18 protein-coding genes are annotated in these 25,856 nt (G+C 60.5%); 6 read left to right on the top strand and 12 right to left on the bottom strand.

Going from position 1 to position 25,856, the window contains the following annotated elements; all coding sequences use genetic code 11:
• The first annotated feature begins 195 nt into the window (after nucleotides 1–195).
• Complete coding sequence (locus tag RWZ58_RS07615; protein ID WP_314658228.1) at nucleotides 196–2,112, top strand: S8 family peptidase; 1,917 nt, start codon at nucleotides 196–198, stop codon at nucleotides 2,110–2,112.
• 116 nt (nucleotides 2,113–2,228) lie between these two features.
• Here RWZ58_RS07615 and RWZ58_RS07620 read toward each other — a convergent pair whose 3' ends face one another.
• Nucleotides 2,229–4,184 (bottom strand): S8 family peptidase, encoded by a 1,956-nt coding sequence (locus RWZ58_RS07620; protein ID WP_314658229.1) that lies wholly within the window; start codon nucleotides 4,182–4,184, stop codon nucleotides 2,229–2,231.
• Nucleotides 4,185–4,792: 608 nt separating this feature from the next.
• Here RWZ58_RS07620 and RWZ58_RS07625 point away from each other — a divergent pair.
• Nucleotides 4,793–6,511, top strand: a complete 1,719-nt coding sequence (locus RWZ58_RS07625) for a S8 family peptidase (protein WP_314658230.1) — start codon at nucleotides 4,793–4,795, stop codon at nucleotides 6,509–6,511.
• A 230-nt stretch (nucleotides 6,512–6,741) separates the two neighbouring features.
• Here RWZ58_RS07625 and RWZ58_RS07630 read toward each other — a convergent pair whose 3' ends face one another.
• The 10 genes from RWZ58_RS07630 to clpB all read right to left on the bottom strand — a co-directional run bounded on the left by RWZ58_RS07630 (nucleotide 6,742) and on the right by clpB (nucleotide 20,450).
• On the bottom strand, nucleotides 6,742–7,935 hold the full coding sequence (locus tag RWZ58_RS07630) for a bifunctional glycosyltransferase family 2/GtrA family protein (RefSeq protein ID WP_314658231.1): 1,194 nt from the start codon (nucleotides 7,933–7,935) through the stop codon (nucleotides 6,742–6,744).
• Nucleotides 7,932–9,002: a phosphodiester glycosidase family protein gene (locus tag RWZ58_RS07635; RefSeq protein WP_314658232.1), complete on the bottom strand. Its 1,071-nt coding sequence runs from the start codon at nucleotides 9,000–9,002 to the stop codon at nucleotides 7,932–7,934. The genes RWZ58_RS07630 and RWZ58_RS07635 overlap by 4 nt, the downstream gene beginning before the upstream one ends.
• 351 nt (nucleotides 9,003–9,353) lie before the next feature.
• Complete coding sequence (locus tag RWZ58_RS07640; RefSeq protein ID WP_005504588.1) at nucleotides 9,354–9,563, bottom strand: DUF3073 domain-containing protein; 210 nt, start codon at nucleotides 9,561–9,563, stop codon at nucleotides 9,354–9,356.
• A gap of 435 nt (nucleotides 9,564–9,998) precedes the next feature.
• On the bottom strand, nucleotides 9,999–11,699 hold the full coding sequence (locus RWZ58_RS07645; protein WP_314658233.1) for a carbohydrate-binding domain-containing protein: 1,701 nt from the start codon (nucleotides 11,697–11,699) through the stop codon (nucleotides 9,999–10,001).
• A gap of 237 nt (nucleotides 11,700–11,936) precedes the next feature.
• Nucleotides 11,937–12,857: a polyphosphate polymerase domain-containing protein gene (locus tag RWZ58_RS07650; RefSeq protein WP_314658234.1), complete on the bottom strand. Its 921-nt coding sequence runs from the start codon at nucleotides 12,855–12,857 to the stop codon at nucleotides 11,937–11,939.
• Nucleotides 12,858–12,992: 135 nt separating this feature from the next.
• On the bottom strand, nucleotides 12,993–13,700 hold the full coding sequence (locus RWZ58_RS07655; protein WP_314658235.1) for a DUF4956 domain-containing protein: 708 nt from the start codon (nucleotides 13,698–13,700) through the stop codon (nucleotides 12,993–12,995).
• 315 nt (nucleotides 13,701–14,015) lie between these two features.
• On the bottom strand, nucleotides 14,016–14,972 hold the full coding sequence (locus tag RWZ58_RS07660) for a calcium-binding protein (RefSeq protein ID WP_314658236.1): 957 nt from the start codon (nucleotides 14,970–14,972) through the stop codon (nucleotides 14,016–14,018).
• Between the two features lie 315 nt (nucleotides 14,973–15,287).
• Nucleotides 15,288–16,487 carry an excalibur calcium-binding domain-containing protein gene (locus RWZ58_RS07665; RefSeq protein WP_314658237.1) on the bottom strand — a complete coding sequence of 400 codons (1,200 nt, stop codon included), beginning with the start codon at nucleotides 16,485–16,487 and terminating at the stop codon, nucleotides 15,288–15,290.
• Nucleotides 16,488–16,678: 191 nt separating this feature from the next.
• Nucleotides 16,679–17,647 carry a Sir2 family NAD-dependent protein deacetylase gene (locus tag RWZ58_RS07670; protein WP_070832034.1) on the bottom strand — a complete coding sequence of 323 codons (969 nt, stop codon included), beginning with the start codon at nucleotides 17,645–17,647 and terminating at the stop codon, nucleotides 16,679–16,681.
• A 193-nt stretch (nucleotides 17,648–17,840) separates the two neighbouring features.
• Nucleotides 17,841–20,450, bottom strand: a complete 2,610-nt coding sequence (gene clpB / locus RWZ58_RS07675) for an ATP-dependent chaperone ClpB (protein WP_297605833.1) — start codon at nucleotides 20,448–20,450, stop codon at nucleotides 17,841–17,843.
• 274 nt (nucleotides 20,451–20,724) lie between these two features.
• Between clpB and RWZ58_RS07680 the strand changes: the two genes are divergently transcribed.
• From RWZ58_RS07680 to RWZ58_RS07695, 4 genes are all read left to right on the top strand, one after another.
• The gene (locus RWZ58_RS07680; protein ID WP_070846734.1) at nucleotides 20,725–21,408 is read left to right on the top strand and encodes an NAD(P)-dependent oxidoreductase; all 684 of its coding nucleotides are present in this window, start codon (nucleotides 20,725–20,727) and stop codon (nucleotides 21,406–21,408) included.
• An 18-nt stretch (nucleotides 21,409–21,426) separates the two neighbouring features.
• Nucleotides 21,427–22,083 (top strand): HAD family phosphatase, encoded by a 657-nt coding sequence (locus RWZ58_RS07685; RefSeq protein WP_049353925.1) that lies wholly within the window; start codon nucleotides 21,427–21,429, stop codon nucleotides 22,081–22,083.
• 315 nt (nucleotides 22,084–22,398) lie between these two features.
• A complete protein-coding gene (gene dps, locus RWZ58_RS07690) occupies nucleotides 22,399–22,896 on the top strand; it encodes a DNA starvation/stationary phase protection protein Dps (RefSeq protein WP_005508202.1) in 498 nt (165 codons plus the stop codon).
• 373 nt (nucleotides 22,897–23,269) lie between these two features.
• Nucleotides 23,270–24,484: a VIT1/CCC1 family protein gene (locus RWZ58_RS07695; RefSeq protein WP_314658238.1), complete on the top strand. Its 1,215-nt coding sequence runs from the start codon at nucleotides 23,270–23,272 to the stop codon at nucleotides 24,482–24,484.
• Between the two features lie 161 nt (nucleotides 24,485–24,645).
• Here RWZ58_RS07695 and RWZ58_RS07700 read toward each other — a convergent pair whose 3' ends face one another.
• On the bottom strand, nucleotides 24,646–25,572 hold the full coding sequence (locus RWZ58_RS07700) for an amino acid oxidase (protein WP_314658239.1): 927 nt from the start codon (nucleotides 25,570–25,572) through the stop codon (nucleotides 24,646–24,648).
• Nucleotides 25,573–25,856 lie beyond the last annotated feature (284 nt).

The following is a 25,856-nucleotide window of genomic DNA, read 5'->3' on the forward strand; positions in this document are numbered from 1 at the left end:
TACACACCGTCCAAAAATGAGTTCTTCCGGGACGAAAAAGGGTCAAATAAACGCTATTCCCTCACCCCATTCATTACTTCAGCGCGCCCAAAAACAGGCCCCATTGCCGCCCCGTAACAACAAACCAAACATGGACGGAACGCACCCGTACACTTCACACAGTCCACACCAACACACCTACATCAGGAGAACCAGATGAGGCTTCCATACATCGGCGCATGCCGCGCTGAAACACCTCCTCGCCACTACCCCAATAACCGCCGCCGCAAGCGCCCCGCACACGCAGCCATGAGCCTGCTCGCCGCCGGCGCACTCCTCTTCGGAGGCGACTTGCCCGCAGTCCTCGCGCAGGCCCCCAGCGACGAAGCCATCCTGGCAGCAGCCCAGGCGGCACCCCAGATCGAAGGGCCCGTCAGCCCCCTCAATCTGATGCGCAATGGCGCAGCACGCCCTAACACCCCCACCGCGCCTGCTCCAGGTACGCTCCCCCAGCAGAAGTTCGACCGATTCATCGTCACCTACACCGACGAAGCCAAGCAGCGTAAGCAGCAGAACGAAGGCAATCGGGATGCAATCCAAGACATTGCTAATGACGTTAAAGACACCGTTGATATTGCCAGTGAATCTCTGAACATCGATACCCAAACCCTGCGCAGTACCTCCACCAATGACGCCGTCATCCAGACCTCCAAAACCCTCAACAAAAATGAGGCAAAGGAGTTCATGGCGAAGGTCGCCTCCGACCCGGACGTAGCTTCCGTCGAACCCGACTACATCAACTACCCCGCCGCAGAAGGCGACATCACCTTCCAGTACAACGACCCGCAGTACAGCAAGCAGTGGAACCTCACCAACCCCACCACCGGCGTTCAGAACACCGGTAACGCACGCCTGCGCCGCGGTGCAACCGTGAAAGTCGCCGTACTCGACACCGGCTACGTACCGCACCCCGACCTGGTCACCGGCATGGCGAACGGCTACGACTTCGTCAGCGACCCGCTCAGTGCCCGCGACGGCGACGGCCGCGACCCCAACCCCAGGGATGAAGGCGACTACGCGCCCTACAACCTCTGTAAGGACCAGGCGAACGCCCACACTTCCACCTGGCACGGCACCAGTGTTGCCGGCATTATCGGCGCCCGCGGCAACAACGGCATGGGCATGGTTGGTGCCGCCGACCTCGCCCGCGTGCAGCCCGTGCGCGTGCTGGGCCGATGCGGTGGCCGCACCTCCGACATTGCCGACGCCATCATCTGGGCTGCCGGCGGACACGTTGACGGCGTACCGGATAACACCTACCCCGCCAAGATCATCAACATGTCTATCGGCACTGTGACCCGCTGCCCCGCTGCTTACCAGCGCGCCATCGACATTGCCCGTTCCAAGGGCGCGCTCGTGGTCGCCGCGGCTGGTAACGGCAACACGGAAGCCTCCAAGTACGCGCCCGCCAACTGCATGGGCGTTATCACGGTTGGCGCAACCACCAAGGCTGGCACGCGAGCATCCTTCTCGAACTACGGCACGAGGGTTAACATCTCGGCGCCGGGTGAGGACATTCTCACCCTGTCCATGAAGAGCCTTAACCGCCCGGATTACACTAAGTTCAGCTACGACTACGAGAGCGGCACTTCCATGTCGGCACCGCACGTCTCCGCTCTGCTGGCGCAGCAGCTGGTCAACGGCACGTCCATGACCACCAAACAGGTTGAGGAGGCGTTCACCCTCGCGGGGGGAAACCGCATCAAGTGCGATAAGTATTTCTGCAGCCGAGGCATTATCAACAGCTTCAACCTGGCTAAAAAAGCTGGAAACCTGGACGCAAACGGCAAGGTGACCTTCCTGCGACCGCGCAAGATCATTTCTAAGGGTCTGAGCGCCGGAGCGTCTAACGCCAAGATTGCGGACGACACCGGGGCCGTAGCCACCACCGAGGAAAACCGCACCGATGCCCACAGCCAGATTCCTGACGACCGGATTCCCGGCGCCCCCGCGATGGAAATCCCCGAAGATGCCCAGGTCTATGACCTGAACGGTGACGCCGAACCCATCACCCAGGACGAGCCGCTGGTCACCAACCCCGCGCAGAAGCCCCGCGAGGTCAATGAACAATAAACTATCCGCTACGGACGCCGTACCAGGCCCATCCGACAGCGCATAGCGAAGCCCCCGATGAAAGAAATCATCGGGGGCTTTTCGTATCTAAACTCTAACTCGACTAGTGGAGATAACTAGCGGTGGTTACCGGTCGCGAAACCCAGGTAGCCGCTGTTCGGGTAGCCATTATTCGGGTAACCGCTGCTCGGGTAGGTGTTCGCAGAAGCACCGTACCAGGAGCGGTAACGCGGAGTGTGGCCGTAACGCGGACGCGACGGGTACGAGGGGCGAGTCACCGGGCGAGACGGGCGGGTCACCGGGCGGGAGGGGCGGGTAGCCTTAGGCGCCGGGGTCACCTTAGGTGCCGGGGTTACCTTAGGCGCGGGGGCCTGCTGACGCTTGGCGTCCTCTTCAGCCTTCTTGCGGGCTGCCTCTTCAGCTGCCTTCTTACGTGCGGCCTCCTCCTCAGCCTTCTTGCGTGCCGCCTCAGCCGCAGCAGCATCAGCAGCCTCACGGTCGGAGCGGACCTGCTGAACCGCACGCGCCGCGTTCACAATGCCGGAACCGCACGCGGACTGGTCACACTCAACACTCTGAGAGGTGGACTGCAGAGCCTTCTTCGCCTGAGCGTACGTCAGCTTCGGATCGACCGCCTTCATGAGCGCCACAATACCGGCAACATGCGGTGCCGCCATGGAAGTGCCCTGGTACTCGGCGTAGTCGGCCTTACCGGGAGCGGTCTTACCGGCGTTCAGGGTGGAGAGAATACCACCACCCCAGTAGCGGCGGTCGCCACCGGGAGCGCTCACGTCCACGCGGGAGCCGTAGTTGGAGAAGTAGGAGCGCTTGCCGTTCTTATCGGTTGCGCCCACGGTGATGACGTCCTCACAGTTGCCGGGGCTGGACTTCGAGGCGTCAAAGTTGTTGTTACCCGCTGCGACAACCACGATGGAGCCGCGCTTATTCGCCTGAGCAATCGCCTGGCGGTACGGGGTGGTGCAGGTGCCCTCGCTACCGATGGACATGTTAATGACCTGGGCGGGGTTCTGGTTTGCGGGTACGCCGCGCACGCTACCACCGGCGGCCCAAATAATGCCGTCGGTGATGTCCGAGTCGAAGCCGCCGCAGGCGCCCAGCACGCGCACGGGCACGATCTTCGCCTCGGGTGCCACACCGGCAATGCCCTCGTTGTTGTTTGCGATAGCGGCGATAGTGCCCGCCACGTGGGTGCCGTGCCAGTCGGAGGCGGTTGCCTTCGAACCGGTGAAGCACTGGTTGTCTACAGTCCAGTTGCCGGCGTCGGTCGGGTCGGAGTCGCGGCCGTTACCGTCGTTGGAGAAGGCAGATTCGGCAATGAAGTCGTAGCCGGGCAGCACGTTAGCGTCCAGGTCCGGGTGAGCGGTGATGCCGGAGTCCAGCACCGCAACGGTCACACCCTTGCCGCGGGTGGTGCCCCACGCCTCCAGCGCGGAGACGCCCTTCTCACCGGTGAGGGACCACATGCGGTTCATCTTCGGGTCGTTGATCTTGACGGGCTCCGAGGTGTTGTCCACGGTGGCGTAGCGGCGCATATCGGGCGAGACGGAGGCGACCTTGGAGTTCGCACTCAGGGCGTCCATGTACTGCTGCGCCTGGGCGGGGGTGAGCTCCGCGGAGGTGGTGACCACGCTGGCATCCAGCGCGGTGGAGCGGACGTAGCTGGTCTTAATGTTCAGTAGCTCGTCAATGCTCTGCACCTCGGAGGTGATGCCCGCGTAGAGTGCGTCGGCCCAGGTTGCCTGCTGGGTGCCGGCGGCTGCGGACCAGTCGATCTGGTCTGCGGTGGCGTCGGCGGAGGCGGCGTTCTTCGCCTCATCGGTGTAGGTGATGATGAAGCGGTTGTACGCCACGGGCGCGGCCTGCGCGGTATTGGAGATCTGGGCGGTGTTAGAAGCCTGTGCCGCCGCAGATGCCTTGGGCTGGGTGGTCTGCGCGGTGGGTGCCGCCACGGCGGGGATCACACTTGCCGAGAGCAGGCAGGTTGCGGTGACGAAGCTCAGCAGGGAACGCTGTGAGGAGCGTGCCTGCGAGGGGCGAGCAATGCGAAGCATGGACGTCCTTGAGGTGAGTGGTACCGGGTGCGCACGATGTGGCGTAGCGTTGCCGATTCGCGTTGAGGGCGTGCGCTCGGTACGAGTGAATACGGAAGAGTGAGGTGTTGGTGCATTGTGTGGGCTGTGATTTGGTTTCACAATGTGCATGCACGGGTACGCACCGTGAGATACTCTAGCACCCTTTTTGGGTTACTTTATGAATAAAATAACCTTTGTGATGCAGATCATTTTATGCAAAGATGAGCAAAATTTAAATCTTCACTTTAAGGCGCCAGAATACCTCGACTAGGCATTTCTTTATCTGCATTTACATGAAGGAAAAATCTCATTATTTACGCCACACTATCGAGCTTTAGCCGCTATATACCTGGAAAAAGGTGCTAGGATAGCGATATCTCACCACATAAACTACTTCCGAAGAACTCCCGCACGGGGGTTTTTAGAGAAAAATACACATCAATGCAGTGATGTGCATTTTCTTTTTCTATTCGCTCCTCACAAGCAAATACACAAAAGAATGCAGATATTTTCTCGAAGGTGCATTTATGTGGGTGAATAACCAACCCACTTGCCGCTTCCGGCACTCACATACGCAAAGGACCCCGATGTCTTTTACCACTCACCCCTCAGCACGCGGCATCGCACGCACCGCACTGAGCCTGGGTACTGCAGCAACACTCGTCGCAACCCTGGGCGCACCCGCATCCTTCGCGGCACCCGCAAAGGCTAACAGCGCCGAACGTGCCAAGGCGCACACCACCATCTCCTCCCTCAGCTCCAAGCAGCAGAAGGCAGGCTTCAACCGCTTCGTTATCACCTACACCGATAGCGCACTAAACGGGGGCGGCGTCAACTGGGCAAGCCCCGCAGGCACCCAGGTCGCCACCTGGAGCGACTCCCTCTACCAGGGCCTCACCTCCGAGGTGAAGAGCGTCGACGACCTCTTCAAAATCAAAACCAACTACGTACGCACCACCGCCCAGAAGGCAACCGTGGTGACCCTCTCCTCCAAGCTCACCGCAGAGCAGGCGGAGAAGTACATGGCAACCCTGAGCTCCAACCCCTCCGTCGCATCGGTTGAGCCCGACCTGCTGCGCCGCTCCACCGCGCGCACTCGTACCGCCACCACCTCCAAGGTGGCTCAGGTAGCTCAGGCCGCTCAGGCGTCGAACCAGGTTGTAGCGCCCAACGATACCCTCTACCCGCAGCAGTGGAACCTGCACGGTACCAAGGGCCTGGCCGCGCCCGAGGCGTGGAAGACCACCCAGGGTGCTGGCGTGACCGTTGCTGTGATTGACTCCGGCATCGTCAAGCACCCCGACCTGGACGCGAACGTTCTGCCCGGCTACGACTTCATCACCGAGCCCTCCATCGCCCGTGACGGCAACGGCCGCGACTCCGACCCGACCGACCAGGGCAACTGGGAAGAAGCGGGCGTCTGCGGTGCTGACTCCGAGGCAAGCGAGTCGAACTGGCACGGCACCCACGTTGCCGGCTCTATCGCCGCAATTATGAACAATAAGCGCGGTATCGTCGGCGTGGCGCCCTCCACCAAGATCCTGCCCGTGCGTGCTCTAGGCATGTGCGGCGGCTATGACTCCGACATTGCGGATGCAATGGTCTGGGCAGCTGGCGGCACCGTTGAGGGTGTTCCCGCGAACTCCAACCCCGCCAAGATCATTAACCTCTCCCTCGGCGGCGAGGGCACCTGCCCCGCAACCTACTCCAAGGCTATTGCTGAGGTGAACAAGCGCGGCGCGATTCTCGTCGTTGCAGCTGGTAACGACGGTCAGGACACCTCCAAGGTCGCTCCGGCTAACTGCGGCGGCTCGATCGTGGTGGGCGCTACCGACCAGGAGGGTAAGCGTAGCGACTTCTCCAACTACGGCAAGCTCGTTGATGTGAGCGCCCCCGGTAGCGGCATTATGTCCACCGTGGACCTGGGTACCACCGTGTCCACCGGCGCAGGCTACACCGAGTACGACGGCACCTCCATGGCGGCACCCCAGGTTGCTGGCGTGATTGCGCTGATGAAGTCGGTGGATCCCTCGCTGACCGCTGAGCGTGCAAAGCAGATTCTGAAGCAGAGCTCCAAGCCGCTCACCTGCGATGTGAACGCGTGCGGCTCCGGCATTGTGAACGCGGCGAGCGCACTGGCTATGGTGCAGGGCAAGAAGGACCCGAACCCTGCTGCGAAGCCCTGGCCGAAGCGTGCCCCCAAGCACCCGACCCGTGCGGCACGTGTTGGTTACGTGACCAACCCGGCTGTTAACCACAACCCGCCGTTCCTGATTACCCCCGGTGGTCTGATCCCCGGCCGCTAATCGGCGCATTATCCTTTGGAAGCCGGTGAGCCAATAGGCTTCTGAAGGACCCCACATACAAAAAGCCCCCGTTGAGTTTTCAGCGGGGGCTTTTCGTGAACAGAATGCTGCCGCTTGTGGTGCGGCAGCTTGCATCTCCCACCCACCCTCACGACTGACGGGTGAGAGAAGTTTTGTAGGTAGCCCCTAGCGAACTAGCCACTAGTGAACTAGCCGCCAGGGTAGGCGGGCTAGGGGCGTACCTGGGAGGCGCGCACGCCGGTACGGATACCGGCAGCCTCCATGCGAGCGGACTCGTAGCTCACCGCACGCAAACCCGAGGGTGCGTGAGTTGCCACTGCCTTCTCTCGCGTATTTTCCTGCCACCGAGTGGGTAGAAAGACCCAGCGGCGCTGAACCGCGAAGCTGATCGGGATCAGAATCAGTTCGGTCAGGATCTTGGCGACCAGCAGGGACGCGCCCAGGCCGGTCAAAGCTTCCATCAGAGCCGCGTTGGCTGCGAGGATACCCACCGCCAGCACGGCGTAACGTACCAGCGAGGAGGAGGCGGAGGGGCGTGTGCCTCCGTCGTGCATGAGCATTCGGTTGACGGTGAAGTTTGTCAGCGCCGAGATGATGCGGGCGCCGACCACGGCCGCCAGTAGCGGAACGCCCATGCCCACCAGGACGAAGAGGGCGATAGCATCCACGAGGAAGCCGGTCAGGAAAGAGGAAGCCAGGAAGGCAAGCAGCGGTGCGTAAATCAGCGCCGAGTCCTGCAGCGGCCTAAAGTGGCTGGTCGGGTTGCCCGGCTCGTAGACCTTCACGATGGGTACCTGCACCAGTTCCACATCCGCGCGGGTTGCGCGTAGCAGCATGGAGAACTCGTACTCGTACTTATCGCCGGGGATCTGCAGTAGCCAGTCCAGGATTTGCGGGGTGAAGCCGCGCAGACCGGTCTGGGTATCTGCCACGCGGGCGCCGGTCGCCAGGGCGAAGAAGCCTACGGTTGCGCTGTTACCGATTTTGGAGCGCAGCGGCACCCTAGTGCCTTCTTCACCGGCGTTCGGGTCGGGCTTGGTACGCACGCCGAGGATAATGCTCTTCTGGCCTGCCGCCGCTGCGGTTTCGGTGCGCACGCCCACACGGAAGATGTCCCGAGGTAGGTGCTGGCCGTCCGCGTCGGCGGTGACGATGACCTCGCCGGGGCGGTTTGCTTTCGCCCAGGCGATGCCGGTGCGTAGTGCCGCGCCCTTGCCCCTATTGGCGGGGTGGGTCTGCACGGTCACGCCGTCGATACGCAGTTCGGTGAAGATCGGTGCGTAGGTGCTGCCGGATCCATCGTCAATCACGAGGATTTCGGCGCCGGGGTCCTGTTCGCGCAGGGCCCGGGCAAGGCGGACCAGCGATTGGTCCGGCTTATAGGCGGGTATCAGGATAATCACGATGCGCTCCCTGCAATGTAGAGGATGTCGCTGGTGCCGCGTTCCTTGGTGCCACCCTGCGGGCGGTTGACCAGCTTGTTGTTGAAGACCATGGCGGAGGAGCCACCACCGTCCAGGTTGTAGGCGCTGACGCAGCCGAGGTCCTTGAACATCTGGGCGAACTCGGGCATGGTCACGCCGCGCGAGTAGTTGGTGGAGCGGCCGTCGACCACGATGAAGACCAGGTGGTTGGTGCCGAGCACACCCACACCGGTTCGCGGCTGGTTGCCCTGGATGGAGTGGTTACCGAAGTTGGTGTCCACCTCGACGCTGTCGACGCCGTCGACGATTGCGGAGTCCTTGACCAGTGCGGGGCCGAAGGAGAGGGTGTTCCACACGCCCTCGCTGACGAGGGTCTGGGCGTTGGTGGCGGTTTCGTCGTAGAGCTTGACGGAGCCGTCGCGGTAGAAGGCGAGACCCTCGCGAGCGCCGGAGTCACGGTAGACCACACCGTTTCGGATCACGATGCCGGTGGTACGGAAGCCGTAGTAGTCGCCGTTGATCGCCCAGATGCCGTTGTGTTCGGAGGCAATGTTCGAGGGGGTGTCGATGATGTTCTGGCCGAACTTGTTGTTGGCGAAGGCGCTTCGCAGCAGGGTTGCGTTGTCGAGCTTGATGTCTGCCACGAAGGAGACGACCGCGCCCGAGCCGCTGCCGGTGGTGTTGGAGGTGATGGTGATCGAGCCTTCGTTAGCGGTGAGGCTCTGGCCGTTGACCTTCACTCCGGTCAGTTCCGTGGGGTCTGCGGTGGCGGAGCCGGAGGCGCTTGCGTTTGCCTGAGCTGCTGCCGCCTCGTAGGCGGTGGTGTCTTCGATTTCGGTGTGCTCTGCCAGGTAGCGGTTGTAGGCCCAGCCTGCGCCGCCGCCGACTACTGCGAGTGCGCCGAGGCCGCCGCCGATGAAAATTCGACGGGTGAGCTTCTTCTTAGCTAGCTTCTGCTCTGCAGCGGTTTGCACTGCGTTAGCTTGTTCTGCTACGGTCTGGGTGGTCTGGTCAATGTTCTGAGTCATGTTCTGTTCGTTGTTCATGTCTCTAGAATGCCGGTCTATTCTCTGTGCCAGGCATGACTAAGCTGTGCAGAAGCTATGTATGCTTATTCATTTCAAACTTTTTTATTACTGACTATGCTTTATTACCAGGTGATACTATGCATATATATGTATAAACATGTGTATTGGCTTTGTGTTCCATACAGTTAAGACCCCCCCCCCCGGGTAACCTGTCCTCGCGCACACACCTGAGAGTGCATCCTCTAAAACTGCGGGCACAAAAACGCGGGCACGAAAAAACCGGCTGAGCACCCCGTGCGGGGCCTCAAGCCGGTTCATCATCTATGAAATACGCTCGGTCGATATGCACCGAATCATTCCGCGTATTCTTTATGCCTCATCCTCGTAAGACGCGTACTTTTCTGCGTATGCCGAGTAGTCGTCCTCGTCGTCATAGCGACGGCGGGACGAATCGGAGGACTTCGTTTTCTTCGCGCTGCTGAGCTCGCGCTCGAGTGCGCTGTAGTCGGTCTCGGGGCTGAAGTACTTCATCTCCCGAGCCTGCCTAGTTGCTTTAGCCTTCTGACGGCCGCGCCCCATGGCGTGACCCCCTCTTTCATCCTGTCCGAGGCGAACAGCACGCGCGGCGCATCGCTCTCGGATCGTTCAACAGTCTTTACTACACTATAGAGTACCCTGTTTCAGCCCTGAATGTCTCGCTCAGCGGCACCTATTTTGCGTATCATGACACTTCTTCGCACCGGAACAACCGTTTTATTTTGCACCCGCGGCGAGCGCAGCGTAGCGTCCGCCCCACCGCGATCACCTAAACCCCGCTCTTTGCCCACACTCCAGATGCCACAACACCCCAGACGCCACACACCCCATATAACACGTAGCCCCGCACCGGATATATCACTACATCCGATGCGGGGCGAGTGTCTCTCCTTACCGGCTCACTCACAAGACCGGGTTCAGAGAGGGTACCGTGCAGGTCATGACATCCCGCACGGGGTCTAGGGAGGGCGCCCCCGCTTAGCTTGCGGTAAAGGAGCCCAGCGAAGTGGCATTAGAAGCCAGGGCGGTGCTGGAGGCGTCCACGCTATCGGTGGTGGTGTACACGGTGTAGCTCTCGCCCTTGGTGATCTTGGAACTGGAGACCAGGATCAGTGCGGTGCTGGAGTTAGTCACCTTGTAGTTCGCCACCACATTACCGGAAGAGTCGGCAACCTGTACGGTGGTGCCGGCGCTCAGGTTCGATACGTTGCTGATCTTCACGTAGCCGCTGGTGGAGTTGGTCGAGGGCGCCTCGAACATGTCACCGGAGTTACCCGCGGCCACGGTCGTGCCGTTGAGCAGCAGGTCGCCGTTGGTGTCCAGGGATGCGTTACCGCCGGTGAAGGGACCGTTCACGATCAGGGTGCCACCGGAGAGGGTTGCCGTACCGTTGGAGTCGATGCCGTCGCCGTTCGCGTTCACGGTGACGGTACCGCCGGTGATGTTGATGGTTGCGTCGACGACCTCGAAGGTACCGCCACCACCCATGCCACCGCCTGCGCCACCACCAGCCGGGGGCTGACCCATGGTGCCCGAGGAAGCCTGACCACCACCTGCAGGTGCCTGACCTGCGCTACCGCTGGGCGCCTGGGGTGCAGAGTTCTGGCCACCCTGCGCGCTCTGCTTAGTCGAGGTTGCAGTAGTCGAGTCGGTGCTGGTCGAGTCGGTGGTAGTCGTGGTGCTGTACGAGGCGTTGATACCGTCATCGGAGCTGGTCACGTTCACGGTGCCGTCCAGGATGTTGATGTACTGCGCCTCAATACCCTCGTTCGCCTGGGTAATGTTCAGGGTACCGCCGGAGATTTCAAGCACGCGCTCAGCCTTGAAACCGTCATCACCTGCAGAGATGTTCACGGTACCGCCGCTCAGGCGCACCCAGCCGCGGTTGCCGTCAGTGTCATTGGTTGCCTTGATGCCGTCCTGGCTTGCGGTCACGGTGATGGTGCCGTCCAGAATATCGACGTAGTCCTTACCCTTGATGCCGGTGTTTGCCGCGTTCACTTCCAGGGTGCCGGAGGCAATGACCAGGCCGTCGGAGGTGTGGATACCCTCTTCGTACTTACCTTCAACCTTCAGGGTGCCTTCGCCCGCCAGGGTCAGGTCACTCTTGGAGTAGATAGCTGCGTCGGGGCTGCCGCTGGCGGTATCGGAGTAGGAGGAGCCGTCAGAGACGGTGTTGGTGGTACCCGAGGCGGTGTAGATAACGACCTCGTCCGCCTCAACAACGTTGATAGCTGCACCGGTGGAGTTGGTGATCGCCGCGTTGTTCAGGATCAGGCGGACCATGTCACTGTCGGCTGCCTCAACCTTGATCTGGCCCTCGTAGGTGCCGGTGAGCTTGTAGTTGCCCGCCTTGGTGATGGTAATGACGCCGTCGCTGACGGTCACGCCGTCGGTCGCGGTCGGGTTAGAAAGATCGATAGTGACTTCGCTGGAGGAATCCCAAGTCAGATCCTTCGCGGAGTAGTGGGTGTCCTCGGCGAGCTTCGCGCCGCTCTTCACGTCGGTGGAGAAGGAGTCTGCCACCTTCGACGTGGTGCCCGAAGTGCTCGAAGCGGAGGTACTGATTGCACTCGATGCGCTGGCATTCGATGCCGAGGTTGCCGAGCAGCCGGTCAACGCCAGGGCTGCCAGGAGGGTAATGGAGGTTGCGCTCTTGATCATATTGCTCTTTTTCACGGGTTTTCCTTTGTGTTTTGGTGACTACTCGCGGAGAGCTCGCGCCACAGGTTGGGGGGTACAGGTTGTATGTGAAATGTGAATATGTGTGAGAGCGGTTATTGCCTGTGTGGGGCGAATAAAGCCAGTGTTGTGTTTAGTTCGGAGGGTTATCGGTTAGGGGGGCTGGGGGCGCGGGTAAGGTAGGTGCGCTACCCTACCCGCGCAACTAAGTTGCTGTTTTAGCCATGTTGCCGTTTAGGCGGCTGCGAAACGCTCAGTCAGCAGCTTCTGGTAGTCCTCCTCGGTCATGTCATCCAGGTTGAGGCGGGTGCCGTTGACCGGTTCCAGGTGCATCCAGTTCTTCAGGGTTTCTTCCCACTTGTTGCTTGCCAGCTGCGGGTTCAGCGCCGCCATACCGGTTGCAAACTTGGAAATCTTCGCGGGGGTGATGCCCGCATCCCAGAGGTGCTGGTCAGCCACGGAGGGCTCCACACCGGACTTGGTTTCGATGATGACCGCGTTCGGCAGGCCGTAGGTGGTGCCGACCAGGTTGCCGTGGAAGTTACGGTAGTTCACACCCGCCATGAGGATGTTCTCGGAGAGAGGAGTCCAGGTCAGGGCGTTATCTACGGTCATACGGGAGGCGACCGGGTTCTTCTCGCTCTGCGGCAGGAAGACCGTGGTACGGCGGTATCCGGTAGTCAGGACCGGTTCGAGCTTGTGCACGGGGCCCGCGAGGATGTCACCGAGTGCTGCGGTGATGTACTCGTGGCCTTCCGCGGTGAGCTGGTCACGGTTCTCGAAGGTGTACGGGATACGCTTCTTGACGGTCATATCCTGTTCACCGTCGGTCTTGACCTCCAGGAAGGTCAGCTTCGAGTCCAGGTAGCTACGGGTACGAATCTTGAAGGTGTCGTCGCGACTGTAGGCTGCCGAGTGGTAGCTCTGCATCTGCGGGGTGTCGAAGTAGACCGAGTCGTAGGCGAAGTCGCGCTGGCCCTTGATTTCCATGACGGAGGCGTCTGCATCGAGCGTGGAAAGTACCTTGGCGGCGGTTTCTGCGTCGACAATGTACTTGCGGTCCACACGGGTCTGCATGGCTGCCTTTTCGTTCATGGCTTCGAGGCTGATGCTCTTCCACTCTGCGGGGATTATGTTTGCGGCTGCGTTAGTCATGGTCTTCCGTCCTTCTGGGGTTCCACCCCCTGTGCTCTGGGTTGTGCGTTGGGCTATGCACTGGGGCGGCGTGTCGTGGGTATCGGGGGTTGTCGTGCGGTTGGAGTGAATCGGAAGTCTAGATACCGGCTGGTTTTACTTGCCCACCGGCGTGCGCTGGAGGGGAATCATCCGAGTATCCAGCGTGGCGTGCGCCTCGGCGGTGGGCGCTACCGGCTGAGTTGCCGCGGGCTGGCGGGTTGCGGTTACCTGCGGTGCTGCCGCCTCCACCGCTGCGGGGGTGCCGCCCTCGGTGGTTTCCTTGGGCTGGTAGGTGACGGTTGCGCGGGTCAGGTTGTTCACCATGTCCAGCTCGGTCACCTTGACCGAAGTGACGTTGTAACCCAGGCGAGCGCTCAGGTAGTTCTTGAGCTCCTCCTCGTCACTGATCGCACGATCGGCAGTGACGGTCTGAGTCAGTTCCTTAGAAGTCGGGGCGCTACGCGAGTCAAGAATCGCGATCAGGGCGACCAGGGTAGCCATCAGGGCGAAGGCGATGTACGCCGGGCTGATGTTCACACCTGCAATCATGCCGACCGAGAGCGCTACGAAGTAGTAACCGACCTCGCGCTGGCTCAGGGCGGTGGAACGCAATCGGATAATCGACAGGACACCGAAGAGACCCATACCCATAGCGGATGCGTTCGATCCGGCGGATACCAGCGCCACCGAGACGGTGAAGATACCGGCGTTGATGACCGCGTAGGAAATCATCAGTTCGCGGTTGCGGTGCCGCACCATGTAGAGGGTGCAGAGCGCTGCGATGGCTATGGCATCGGCGAGTGCCATGGTCAGAATGTTCATTGGGTGCTCCAGATGTCGTGTCGTGAGATTCGCGGTGCTCGTCGCTGTCTGTTCTTCAGTTCCGAGCTGTGCGTTCTTGGTAGTATCTAGATTCCCGTGCAAGCCTGTGTTTACCCTGTGCTCGTCTTAACTTAGACATAAGTGTTATGTATCTCCGATAAATAGCCTTGTCAGTAGCGCTATTTGTCCGTAATTTTTTGCTTTTTTCGCGTCTTTCCCAGCATCCACCACAGCCTCAAAAGGTACAAAAAATGGGCCCCCTCCGATATGGAGGGAGCCCATAAAAGTAGCTAAAAGCTTAGCGACTAGGCGCTATTAAGCCTTCTTGCGCATGCGGGTTGCAACGATGGTCGCGCCACCTGCACCCAGAGCAATCAGACCCAGGCCAGCAGCAGTCATTGCACCGGATGCACCGGTCTTAGCCAGGGAAGAAGAGCTCTTGGAGGATGCGTTGGAGGAACCGGAGCCCAGGTTGTCATTCGAGCCGGAGCCCAGGTCATCGTTGCTAGAGGAACCCAGCACGATATTGTCAGAGCTCTTGGAGCCCTTAGGTGCCTGGGAGTCGCCCTCAACATGGTCAGCCTCAGGGGTAGACTGCCCGTCAGACTTCTGCTCGTCGGCAGGCTTCTGATCCTCAGCGGGCTTGGTTTCCTTAGCTTCCTCAACTGCGGGAGCGGAGGTCTCGTCAGCAGGCTTGGGAGCCTCGGTAGTCGGCTCAGCAGTTGCATCCTTGGACGGTTCGGGAGTGGGATCCTGGGTGGGTTCCGGGGTCGAATCCTGGGAAGGAGCGGGGGTCGGGTCCTCGGTGGGAGCCGGTGCGGGCTGCTCTGCGACCTTAATGGTCACGGTAGCTGCCTTACCGCCACGGGGAACGTCACCGTCCTTCAGGGAGCCGGACAGCAGGTAAATGTCAACGGAAACGCTGCCGTGCAGCTCTTCCTGCCAGGGGATGGTAGCGGAGAAGTTACCATCGCTATCAGCGTGGATTTCCAGGTAGTCCTGGCCGTTAATCTTAACGGCGCCCTTGTTCAGCTTCAGAGCCAGAACGGAACCGGAGGTGCCGTCAGCGGTCTTGAAGCCCTGGCCACCAATGTTCAGGCCCTGACCCTCATACCAGGTGTCGGGGGCAATGAACTGTGCAGAGTCTGCGTAGGTGTGAACGGTCTGAGGCGCACCTTCAACTGCGAAGGTTGCGGGGACGGAAGTAGCAACGAGGCCACAGCCGATGAGTGCGGTGGCGCCGATGCGTGCGATATTGTTTCGAATGCTCATGCCCCCCATTCTAACGAGCGAAGCTTGGGATACCGACTCCCAAGAAGCCAATTTGCCATGACCTGACTCACAAAACATATTTTTCTTGAAGGTTTATTGAAGGCATGGTTGAACTATAGAGACCTTTTACACCGCCGTGCACCCCTAAAGCCTCAATTTAGACTTGAAAAAACTAACAAGTGCCTACGCCGACTTATTAACACAACACACCAGCAAAAACCGCCCCGTTAAACGCGAGAATCCCCTCCACCCAAACGCTCAAAAGCGTTCAGAAGAGGGGACTCTCACGCACCGCACCGGGCGGCGGCAATAGTTTTAGGAGTTCTTGCGGTTACGCACAGCAGACACGCCAGCAACACCCAGACCCAGAGCTACCAGGCCCAGACCAGCAATGGTGAAGGCGTTCGAAGCACCGGTGTTAGCCAGGGAGGAGCGCTGAGCGCGGCTCGAAGTGTAGTTGCTCGAAGAGGAGGAGCCGCTACCCAGGTTATCCAGACCGCCGGAGTTGCGGGAGGAAGAACCCGAGGAACCGTTGGAAGAGGAACCGTCGGTCACTTCGCTATTAATAACCTCGCAGCCCCAATCATTCTTGTCGTTGTCGAACTTCTGACGGAAGTCCGGGTGGCTCTTGTGAATGGGTGCCAGGCCCGCAGCCGCAACCTCTGCACAATTCGCGAAGCGGGTGCTCTCAGCCGAAGCGCTCACCTGCTCGGTAGCGGAGGTGGAATCACCCAGCTGATCCTTCGCATCGTTCGCAACGGAAGCGTTCTGATCAGCAGCAGCGGACGCGGTAGCAGAAGCAGTAGCGGTAGCCGAAGCGGAGGGAGTAACAACCACAGAAGCGGAAGCCGACGCGGTAGCCGAAGGGCTCACCGAAGCAGTGGCGGACGCCTTCTCATCGGCGCGGTTCTTAATCTCAGCATCCACGGAAGCAATAACCTCATCAGCGGCAGTAGCCGAAGCAGAAGGAGTAGCAGATGCGGAGGGGGTAGCCACCACGGAAGCCGATGCGCTCGCGGTCGCCGAAGGGCTCACCGAAGCGGTAGCGGAGGGGGTTGCTTCCTGAACGGAACGAGCCTCAATCTTCACGGTCGCAGCCTTGCCGCCGCGAGCGGTGTCGTTGTCCTTCAGGGAGCCGGAGAGCAGGTAGACGTCCACGGAGATGCGCTCATCCAGGTCGCTCTGCCAGGGAATGGAGACGGAGAAGTTACCCTTCTCGTCAGCCTTAACTTCCAGGTAGTCCTGGCCGTCAATCTTGACGGTGCCCTTGTTCAGCTTAATGGCGATAACGGAGCCGGAGGTGCCGTCCTGAGTCAGGAAGCCCTCGCCGGTAACCTTCAGGGTTTCGCCCTTGTACCAAACCTCAGAAATGTGGGAAGTAGCCTTGTCGGAGTAGACGTGAGTGACGAACTCTTCGCCGTTCTGAGCGAACGTTGCGGGGATTGCGGTAACCACCAGGCCGCAACCAATCAGGGCGGTGGCACCGAAGCGAGTGATAGTGTGTCGAATGTCCATCCCATCATTTTATCCTCGCGTAATGGGTGTATCCGCCTGTCCAGGGGCTATTTAAAATGAATTACGCCACAAAGTAGCACTTTCGTGCAGTTAATGACGGGCCAACTACAGGTCAGTGCACGCGCGGCAAAATTCGCCGGGCGCCAGCGTTACCCAGTCGTGCCGGCGCCACCTAGTTGTGCCAGTGCTACTTAGTCGTCAATCTCGTCAAGCATGAGCTCCAGCGCCTCACCCACGCCGCTACGCCACAGGTAGGTTGCCTTCGCATCGGCGCGTCCCGGACCTCCGTTAATGATGGCGACCGGTTTGCCGGCGCGCAGAGCCTCCAGCACAATCTTGTAGCTGCTCATGACCGCTACCGAGGAGCCGACCACCAGCAGCGCCGAACACTCGGCGAGCATGGCATCCTTGAGCGCTTTGCGTTCGGCGGGCACGGATTCGCCAAAGTACACCACGTCCGGCTTGAGGCGGGTCGAACCGCAGGCGAGGCAGGGCACCATCTGAAAATCGCGGATGTAGCGGTCGTCCAGTTCCACGTCACCGTCGGGGTTCACGCGCAGGTCTTCGTCTTCAAGGCGCGCCAGGTAGCCGGGGTTCGCCGCATCCAGGCGCGTATCGAGGCTTTCGCGCCCCTCATCCTGACCGCAGTCCAGGCACACAATACGCGACAGGTCACCGTGCAGCGCCAGCAGATTAGAGCTTCCGGCACGGGCGTGCAGACCGTCCACATTCTGCGTAATCACACCACTCACGGCACCCAGCTGCTCCAGCTCAGCGAGCGCATAGTGGGCACGGTTCGGCTGGGCGCGGCGCATGCGGCGCCAGCCCACGTAGGAGCGCGCCCAATAGCGCTGACGCGCGGCGTCATCGTAGCGAAATTCCTGGTAGGTCATGGGACGGTGATCGTGCAGGGAACCACCCGGGCCGCGGTAGTCGGGGATGCCGGATTCGGTGCTCACGCCCGCGCCGGTGAGCACGAGAACCTTACCCGCCTTGAGTAGCTCGGCAATACCCGCGGCGGCGTACCCCTCGTCGTGCGGGGTGGCGTTCTCGGAGACGACTCGCTGAATGGAGCGGATTGCGGCACGGTGCACGGAGGCGATTTCTTCGCGCTGTTCACCGGCTGCGGCAAAGTTCTGTTGGTCAGTCCAGCGGTCCATTCTTCTCCTCTATGCTCTGTGCTCTCGTACGTTGTTCTCGCACGTTAAAGGGCTGTGGGGCACCCCCATTTCGAGGGTACCCCACAGCCTATTTCTTATGGTTTCGAACTGGCAAACTCAGCCACAGGCTAAGTCCGCCCAGCAAGCCGGGCCCTGCCAAGTAACCGGGCCTATCCAGCCAGCCGGTTGAGTTTTAGTCCTCAGCCTTCTGCTCACGCTCGGAGGTCACGACCAGGCCGTCGCTGGCAACGTCCGGGTTCACGTCCACGGTCACGGTGTCGCCGTCGTGGATGGCACCGGAGAGGATGCCGCGAGCCAGGCGGTCACCGATCTCGCGCTGAACCAGGCGGCGCAGCGGGCGGGCACCGAACGCCGGGTCGTAGCCGGTCTTACCCAGCCACTCGAGGGCTGCCTCGGTCACGTTCAGGGTGAGGCGGCGGTCCTCCAGGCGCTTAGCCATGCTCTTGACCTGCAGACCCACAATCTGACCCAGGTTCTCAGCCGACAGGGGCTGGAACATGATGATGTCGTCCAGTCGGTTGAGGAACTCGGGGCGGAATGCCTGGTGCACAACCTCCATGGCCTTCTCGGAACGCTCGTCGAAGGGCAGGTCCTGGTTGACCAGGTACTGCGAGCCGAGGTTCGAGGTCAGGATCAGGATGACGTTGCGGAAGTCCACGGTGCGGCCCTGACCGTCGGTCAGGCGGCCGTCATCGAGCACCTGCAGCAGGATGTCGAAGACCTCGGGGTGTGCCTTCTCGACCTCGTCGAGCAGGACCACCGAGTAGGGGCGACGGCGTACAGCCTCGGTCAGCTGACCGCCCTCTTCATGGCCGACATATCCGGGAGGGGCACCGACCAGGCGAGAAACGGTGTGCTTCTCGGAGTACTCGCTCATGTCGATACGCACCAGGGCGCGCTCGTCATCGAACTGGAACTCAGCCAGTGCCTTAGCCAGCTCGGTCTTACCGACACCGGTCGGGCCCAGGAACAGGAAGGAACCAATCGGGCGGTTCGGGTCGGAGATGCCTGCGCGGGCACGGCGCACAGCATCAGCGACAGCTACCACTGCGTCTTCCTGACCAATCAGGCGGGCACCGATGCGCTTCTCCATTTCGAGCAGCTTCTCGGACTCACCCTGCATCATGCGACCTGCGGGAATGCCGGTCCAGGAGGAAATCACCTCGGCGATATCATCTGCGGTGACCTCTTCAGAGACCATGGACTCGCTCTTGGCGCGGTCCTCGGCGCGCTGTGCTTCTTCCAGCTCAGCCTGCTTTGCGGGAATCTCGCCGTACAGCAGGCGGGATGCCTCAGCGAGGTTACCCTCGCGCTGTGCAACCTCTGCACGGGAACGCAGCTCGTCGATCTGAGTCTTGATGTCGCCCACGCGGTTCAGGCTTGCCTTCTCAGCCTCCCAACGAGCGTTGAGGGCGTCGAGCTCTTCCTTCTTATCCGCCATATCCTTGCGCAGGGCCTCCAGGCGCTCAACCGATGCGGGATCGGTCTCGTCGGCAAGTGCCAGTTCCTCCATGGTGAGGCGGTCCACAGCGCGGCGCAGCTGGTCAATTTCCTCCGGTGCAGAGTCAATTTCCATGCGCAGGCGGGATGCTGCCTCATCAATCAGGTCAATTGCCTTGTCCGGCAGCTGACGGGAAGGAATGTAACGGTTAGACAGGGTTGCTGCGGCAACCAGCGCGGAGTCAGCGATCTGCACCTTGTGGTGTGCCTCGTAGCGTTCCTTCAGGCCGCGCAGAATACCGATGGTGTCATCTACGCTGGGCTCGCCCACGTACACCTGCTGGAAGCGGCGCTCCAGGGCGGGGTCCTTCTCAATGTTCTCGCGGTACTCGTCGAGGGTGGTCGCACCAATCAGGCGCAACTCGCCTCGGGCAAGCATGGGCTTGAGCATGTTGCCCGCGTCCATGGAGCCTTCGGATGCGCCAGCACCGACGACGGTGTGAATCTCGTCGATGAAGGTCACAATCTGGCCCTCGGACTTCTTGATTTCTTCGAGGACTGCCTTCAGGCGCTCCTCGAATTCACCGCGGTACTTTGCGCCTGCGACCATGGAGCCCAGGTCCAGGCTGATGAGGGTCTTGCCGCGCAAGGATTCGGGCACGTCGCCGGAAACCATGCGCTGTGCCAGGCCTTCCACGACGGCGGTCTTACCGACGCCGGGCTCACCAATCAGAACGGGGTTGTTCTTGGTTCGGCGGGAGAGCACCTGCACGACGCGGCGAATCTCAGAGTCACGGCCGATGACCGGGTCGAGCTTGCCCGCGCGGGCAATGGCGGTCAGGTCGGTGCCGTACTTTTCGAGCGCCTGGAAGGTGCCTTCGGGGTCGGGGGTGTCCACGGTGCGGTCTCCTCGGACGTTGGGGATGGTCTGTGCGATGAGCTCTGCGGTAGCGCCAAGCTTGTGCATGGCGGTCGCGGTGCTATCGGTTCCGCTGGCAATGCCCAGCAGAATCATTTCGGTGGAGACGTAGGTGTCTCCGAAGCCCTGAGCGCGGGTCTGCGCAGCCTGCAGGGCGGAGAGTGCGGAACGGCTGAAGGAGGCGTTCTGCACGGAGGTGCCGGATGCCTTGGGAAGCTTCTTGATTTCTGCGGAAGCAGCCTCGGAGATGGCGTCTACATCCAGGCCTGCGGCCTTGAGCACCGAGACTGCGATGCCTTCGCGCTGATCCATCAGGGCCTTGAGGATGTGGGAGGTTTCAATAGTGGGGTTACCCGCCGTTTGCGCGTTGGTGTTAGCGGCGGAGATAACTTCTTGACTCTTGGTCGTGAACTTAATATCCATGATGTCCTTTCGTATCGTGCATTCAGGGGCCTATCCTACGTCCCCTCGCATTACATAACTTGAGTCTACTCCACTCAACTATGTTTCGCAAGGGGTTTTCAAAAAATTTTCTCCACTTTTTTCGTTTTTCACCCCGCACTGCTCTGAGCCCTAGCCAAAACCCCGCTTGAAAGAGCCTCAACCAAAAGCCCCCAGTCGAAACCACATTGCTATACTGACCGGACTGGGCGCTTGCGGGCTCCCACAACAATCACAGTCACGAATGGGGACCCACATGAAAATACTGGTTCTCGGCGCAACCGGCCGCACCGGTCGCCTCTTCACCCGCAAAGCACTAGAACAGGGGCACACCGTCACCGCCTACGTGCGCAACCCCGATAAAGCACGAGCACTACTAGGGTCGCACCAAAATCTCACTATCGTTCCGGGAGCCCTGAACGATGCCGAACAGCTCGCCGCAGCATCCTCCGGGCAAGACGTGATGGTCAGCATCCTGGGCCAGAAAGCCACGGTGCGAGAGTTTCTCTCCTCCACGTTCATGCAGGAGCGCCTGCCTCTCATCATGGAGGTGGTCACGGGCGCAGGCGTGAAGCACTGCGTTCTGATGAGCGCCTACGGCGTAGGCGATACGGTGCGGACCGCATCCCTGCCCATGCGCCTGGCATGCAAGGTCATCATGCGCGGCATTTTTACCGACAAGGTTAAGGCGGACGCCCTGGTCGCCGAATATCAGCCGTATATTTCGCGGGCGCATCCGGGCAGGCTGACCGATAAGCCCGGTAGGGGCGGGGTGAAGGTATTTAACATGGCGAGTGTCGAACGCGTTCCGGGCATTCCGACGATTGCCCGTGAGGACGTTGCCAATGCGCTGCTCACTATCGCCAAGAACCCCCAGAACGCGGGCACAGATTTTTTGGTGACGATTGGGGACACTGTCCTACGCTCGCCTCAGAAATAAACCGGTAGGCTTAATGACATGACGACTACGAACACCTTCCCCGCCGCCATTCTCTTCGACCACGACGGAACCCTGGTTGACACCGAACCCGTATGGGCTGCCGCTAAGGTTGCTCTCGCCGCAGATTTCGGTGGCACCTGGACCGAGCAGGACACCCTCGATTGCTTGGGTCTGTCCATGCAGTTCACTCTGGATCGCCTGCGCGAGCGCGGCGTGGATCTGCCGGACGAAGAGATTAATGAACGTCTTGTGGCGAAGGTGCATGACGCCCTGGCGCACCAGCCGGTAGAGTTCCTGCCCGGTATTGAGCGTTTCCTTTCGGAGGTTCGCGAGGCGCAGATTCCGGCGGCTATCGTCACCAATGCGACCACTTCCGTAGCGCGCCGTACCGCAAACGCGGCTCCCGAGGGCACATTCTCGGTCATTATTGGTAACGATGAGACCACTCACCCCAAGCCGGACCCGCAGCCGTACCTTTTGGCAGCGGAGCGTCTGGGTGTTGATCCGACTCAGTGCGTGGCGATTGAGGACTCCCCTTCGGGCGTGCGTAGCGCAACCGCGGCGGGTATGCGTGTCATTGTTGTGCCGGGCGAGCTGGAGGTTCCGGCGGAGCTGGGTACCGTGCGCCTCAAGCATGAGGAGCTGACCCTGGAGGCGGTTCGCGCGCTGGCGTAGCCGCGTAGTTTGCAGACTGAAAGCTCTACAGAGAACTGAATACACTTCACCGTAAAGGGTGGGATGCACAAGATGAGATATCGCGCATCCCACCCTTTGTGTGCGCCTGGGCGGTGAGCCACGCGGGCGTTTGGGGCTGGCACGTTTGGGCAGGAGCTTTTAAGTGCGGCGCGACACATAGATGACAATTTATTACGAATTACTCAAAATAACCTTGACAATGGTTCCTTAAAATGATTTACTCATAATAACGATTCGGCGGGGCGCCACCTCACCGAACCAAAAACATCACAGCATCAAGAAGGAGACACCATCATGGCATTCGCAAACTACACCGCACCCGGCCTGACCCTCGAAGAAGGCAAGGGCATTTCCGAGGTTCTCCAGGCACGTCTGCACGACCTGAACGACCTGCACCTGCTGCTGAAGCACGCTCACTGGAACGTGACCGGCCCCGGCTTCATCGCCGTTCACGAAATGATTGACCCCCAGGTCGACACCGTCCGCGAGTTCGTCGACGCCATCGCAGAGCGTATGGCAACCCTGGGCGCAACCCCCAACGGCCTGGCTGGCGCACTGGTCGCACAGCGCACCGTCGAGGACTACCCCGTCGGCCGCGCACGCGTTGCTGACCACCTGCACGCCCTGAACGACGTGTACACCCGTGTGATCAAGGATCACCGCAAGGCTATTGCTTTTGCCGGTGAGTCCGACCCCGTCACTGAGGACCTGCTGATCGGTCAGACCGCTGAGCTGGAGAAGTTCCAGTGGTTCATCCGCGCGTTCCTGGAGAACGGCGAAGGCAACATCTAAGCCGCAACCATCTAAGTTGTAGCCTCTAAACTGCAGCCTACCTATGGCGGCAAACCATGTAGACGCTAGTTTTTAGAGCCACCAACCGGGCGGGTGCGCTCTCCTTATGGAGGGTGCACCCGCCCGGCTTTTTATGCTCGAAGCTGCCCCGCTCCTTCCCGGCACTTTTACCTTTCCCGCCCCTTGAATCCTCGCCCGTGCGGTATCACAAAGTACGTTGAGGCGAACATGATTATCGGGTTAGGCCGTCCTAGATTTTCTGTTCGGAGTGCTCTACAGTGGTTCACTGATCAACTCAGAACACACAGATTGAACGCATGATTGTGCGCCCGGGAAATACCCGGCGCGACCCGCATCCGGCGGAAAGAGAGATATGAGCACGCACGCACCGAACGAGCACGGCGAAGACACGTACGGCGAGCAGACCGAGAAGCTTCAGACTGACGCGGCCGAGGCTGAAAGGACCGCAGCTGAGGCGACCGAGCACAAGCCGACCCGCCACAGTGCGGTTACTTCCCCCTCCCCCGCGCAGATTAAGCGTTGGCGCCGCTACCTGGCTGATGAAGAGTCGGAGGCACGCATCTACCGCTACCTGGCTCGCCGCGCTGAGGGTACCGACCGCGAGATCCTTCTGCAGGTTGCCGAGGCGGAGAAGCGTCACCAGCAGCATTGGCGTGACATGCTCGGCGAACACGCGGATGTTCACGTGCGCCCGTCCATGCAGTCTCTGGTGCTGCAGTTCTTGGCAAAGAACTTCGGTTCGGTGTTTATTCTGGCGATGGCTCAGCGCGCAGAGTCCCGCTCCCCCTACGCTGAGGATCCGGACGCTACCGAGGAAATGGCGGCTGACGAGGCGATTCACGAGGAAATTATCCGTGCCCTGGCGACCAGTGGCAGGGAGAAGCTTTCGGGTAATTTCCGTGCGGCGGTCTTTGGTGCTAACGACGGTTTGGTGTCAAACCTGGCGTTGACTATGGGTATTACCGCCTCGGGCGCATCCAGCTCGATGGTTCTGCTCTCGGGTATTGCGGGTCTGCTGGCGGGTGCGCTGTCGATGGCGGCGGGTGAGTTTGTGTCTGTGCGTTCCCAGCGTGAACTGCTGGATGCCTCCCAGCCGACCCAGGTGACCCTGCGTGTTGCACACGATTTGGATTTGGACTCGAACGAGCTGGAGCTCATTTACCGTGCCCGCGGCATGGAGCCGGACGCGGCGCATCACCGTGCGATGGAGCGCTTCGGCTACCTGGATTGTGACTGCGATCCGTCGCTGTCTCACCGCGAGGATGAGGATTGTGAGGAGAATGTGGCTTTGGGTACCGATATTGGTGCCGCCGCTGCGTCGTTCGCGTTCTTTGCTTCGGGTGCACTGGTTCCGATTCTGCCCTATATTTTCGGTTTTTCGGGCGTGTTCGCGATGGTGCTGTCCCTGCTGTTTGTGGGTGCGGCGCTGGGCTTCACCGGCGGCGTGGTGGGCCTGCTTTCGGGCGCTTCCCCGCTCAAGCGCGGTATTCGCCAGATTCTAATTGGTTTCGGCGCAGCGTTCGTAACCTACCTGCTGGGTCTGGCGTTCGGCACGACGGTCAGCTAATTCCAATTCCTGAATATGCTTTAGACAAGCCTATATAGCCATTACGGAATGCTCTTCACTCTCCTGTGGAGGTTGCTTCCTGGGCATAGAAAACCCCCGGCGGGTGAATCATCCGCTGGGGGTTTTCTATATGTTCTTACCCTGCATGAGGGGTTGCCCTATTACGGGTGAATCTCTGCGGTGGTGGCCTGACCGGAAACGCTCTCCGAACCGGTTGCGCCGTTGCCGGAGTAGGTCAGGTTTGCGACCTGCACGGTGGAGGTCTGCTTGTACGAGACCCAGCCGTTATCTGCCGGGAAGCGCAGCTGCGCCGGCATGAAGTTAGTCTGGCTGTAGTACTTGGTGCCGGACTGCTTCATGGTGTACGCCTTGCTGGTGGTGTAGACGATACGGCCCTTGAAGGTGTAGGTGCCGTCGGAGTTCTTGGTGACGGTCGGTACTTCTGCGGTCCAGGTGCCGGCGGTCTGCGCCACGGACAGGTACTTTGCCTGGCCTGCAGAGGCTACCAGTTCGGTGGTCTTACCGGTCAGCTTGCGACCGGAGGGGGCCCATGCCTGGCCGTTGATCTTACCGAACTTAAGGAGCGACTGTGCGCTGGCGGCGACGGTGTACTCAACCTCGGTCACGAAGGTTGCGCCAGCTGCGAGGGTGACGCTGCTGCCGGGGATGTAGCCGGTGCCGGTTGCGGTGTCCTTGGTCGGTACGGACCACCAGAAGCCGCTGGAGGACATGTAGGCGCCGTTTGCGCCGGTCTGGGAGTTGGTGACGGGGGTGAACTTACCTTCGCCGTTGACGTAGGTTGCGCTCTTGGGCTTGGAGGTTGCGTCGTCCCAGTTGATGTCGGAGTCGGGGGTGCCGGAGGCAGTGAAGTGCGCCTCGGGGGTTGCCGGGTTGATAGTGCCGGTGTTGTTGGAGGATGCGTAGCCGACGTAGCCGCCGTTGTTCTGCACGCTGACGTACACGCCGTACTGCACGCCGGGGGTTTCCTCGGATGCTGCGTATGCGGGTACTGCTGCGGAGGCTGCGACGACGGGTGCGGACCAGACGCCTGCCTTGGCGACAGCGCGGCGAGAGATAGGCTGGGTCATGAGTGTGGTGATCTCCTGTGAGTGGTGGTGTTTCTTGAAACCTGGTTAGAGAATCATTCTGACTAGGCTCGATGTCCTCAAGTATACAAAGGTTATGGTCGTACTTACATCTTTTTGTGGCATCGTGTGCACAAGCTTACTTTCTAGTGCAATATTTGCGGGTGCTAGCGGGGGGCGTTAAAAGCACAGATGCCGGCAGTCTTTCGACTACCGGCATCTGCCGCAATACTATGCTGTTTACTTCGCTGCGAAGATTTCGCGCATCAGGTTTGCAGCCTCGGAGG

The sequence above is a fragment of the uncultured Rothia sp. genome (assembly GCF_963544205.1).
Taxonomy (GTDB): Bacteria; Actinomycetota; Actinomycetes; order Actinomycetales; family Micrococcaceae; genus Rothia.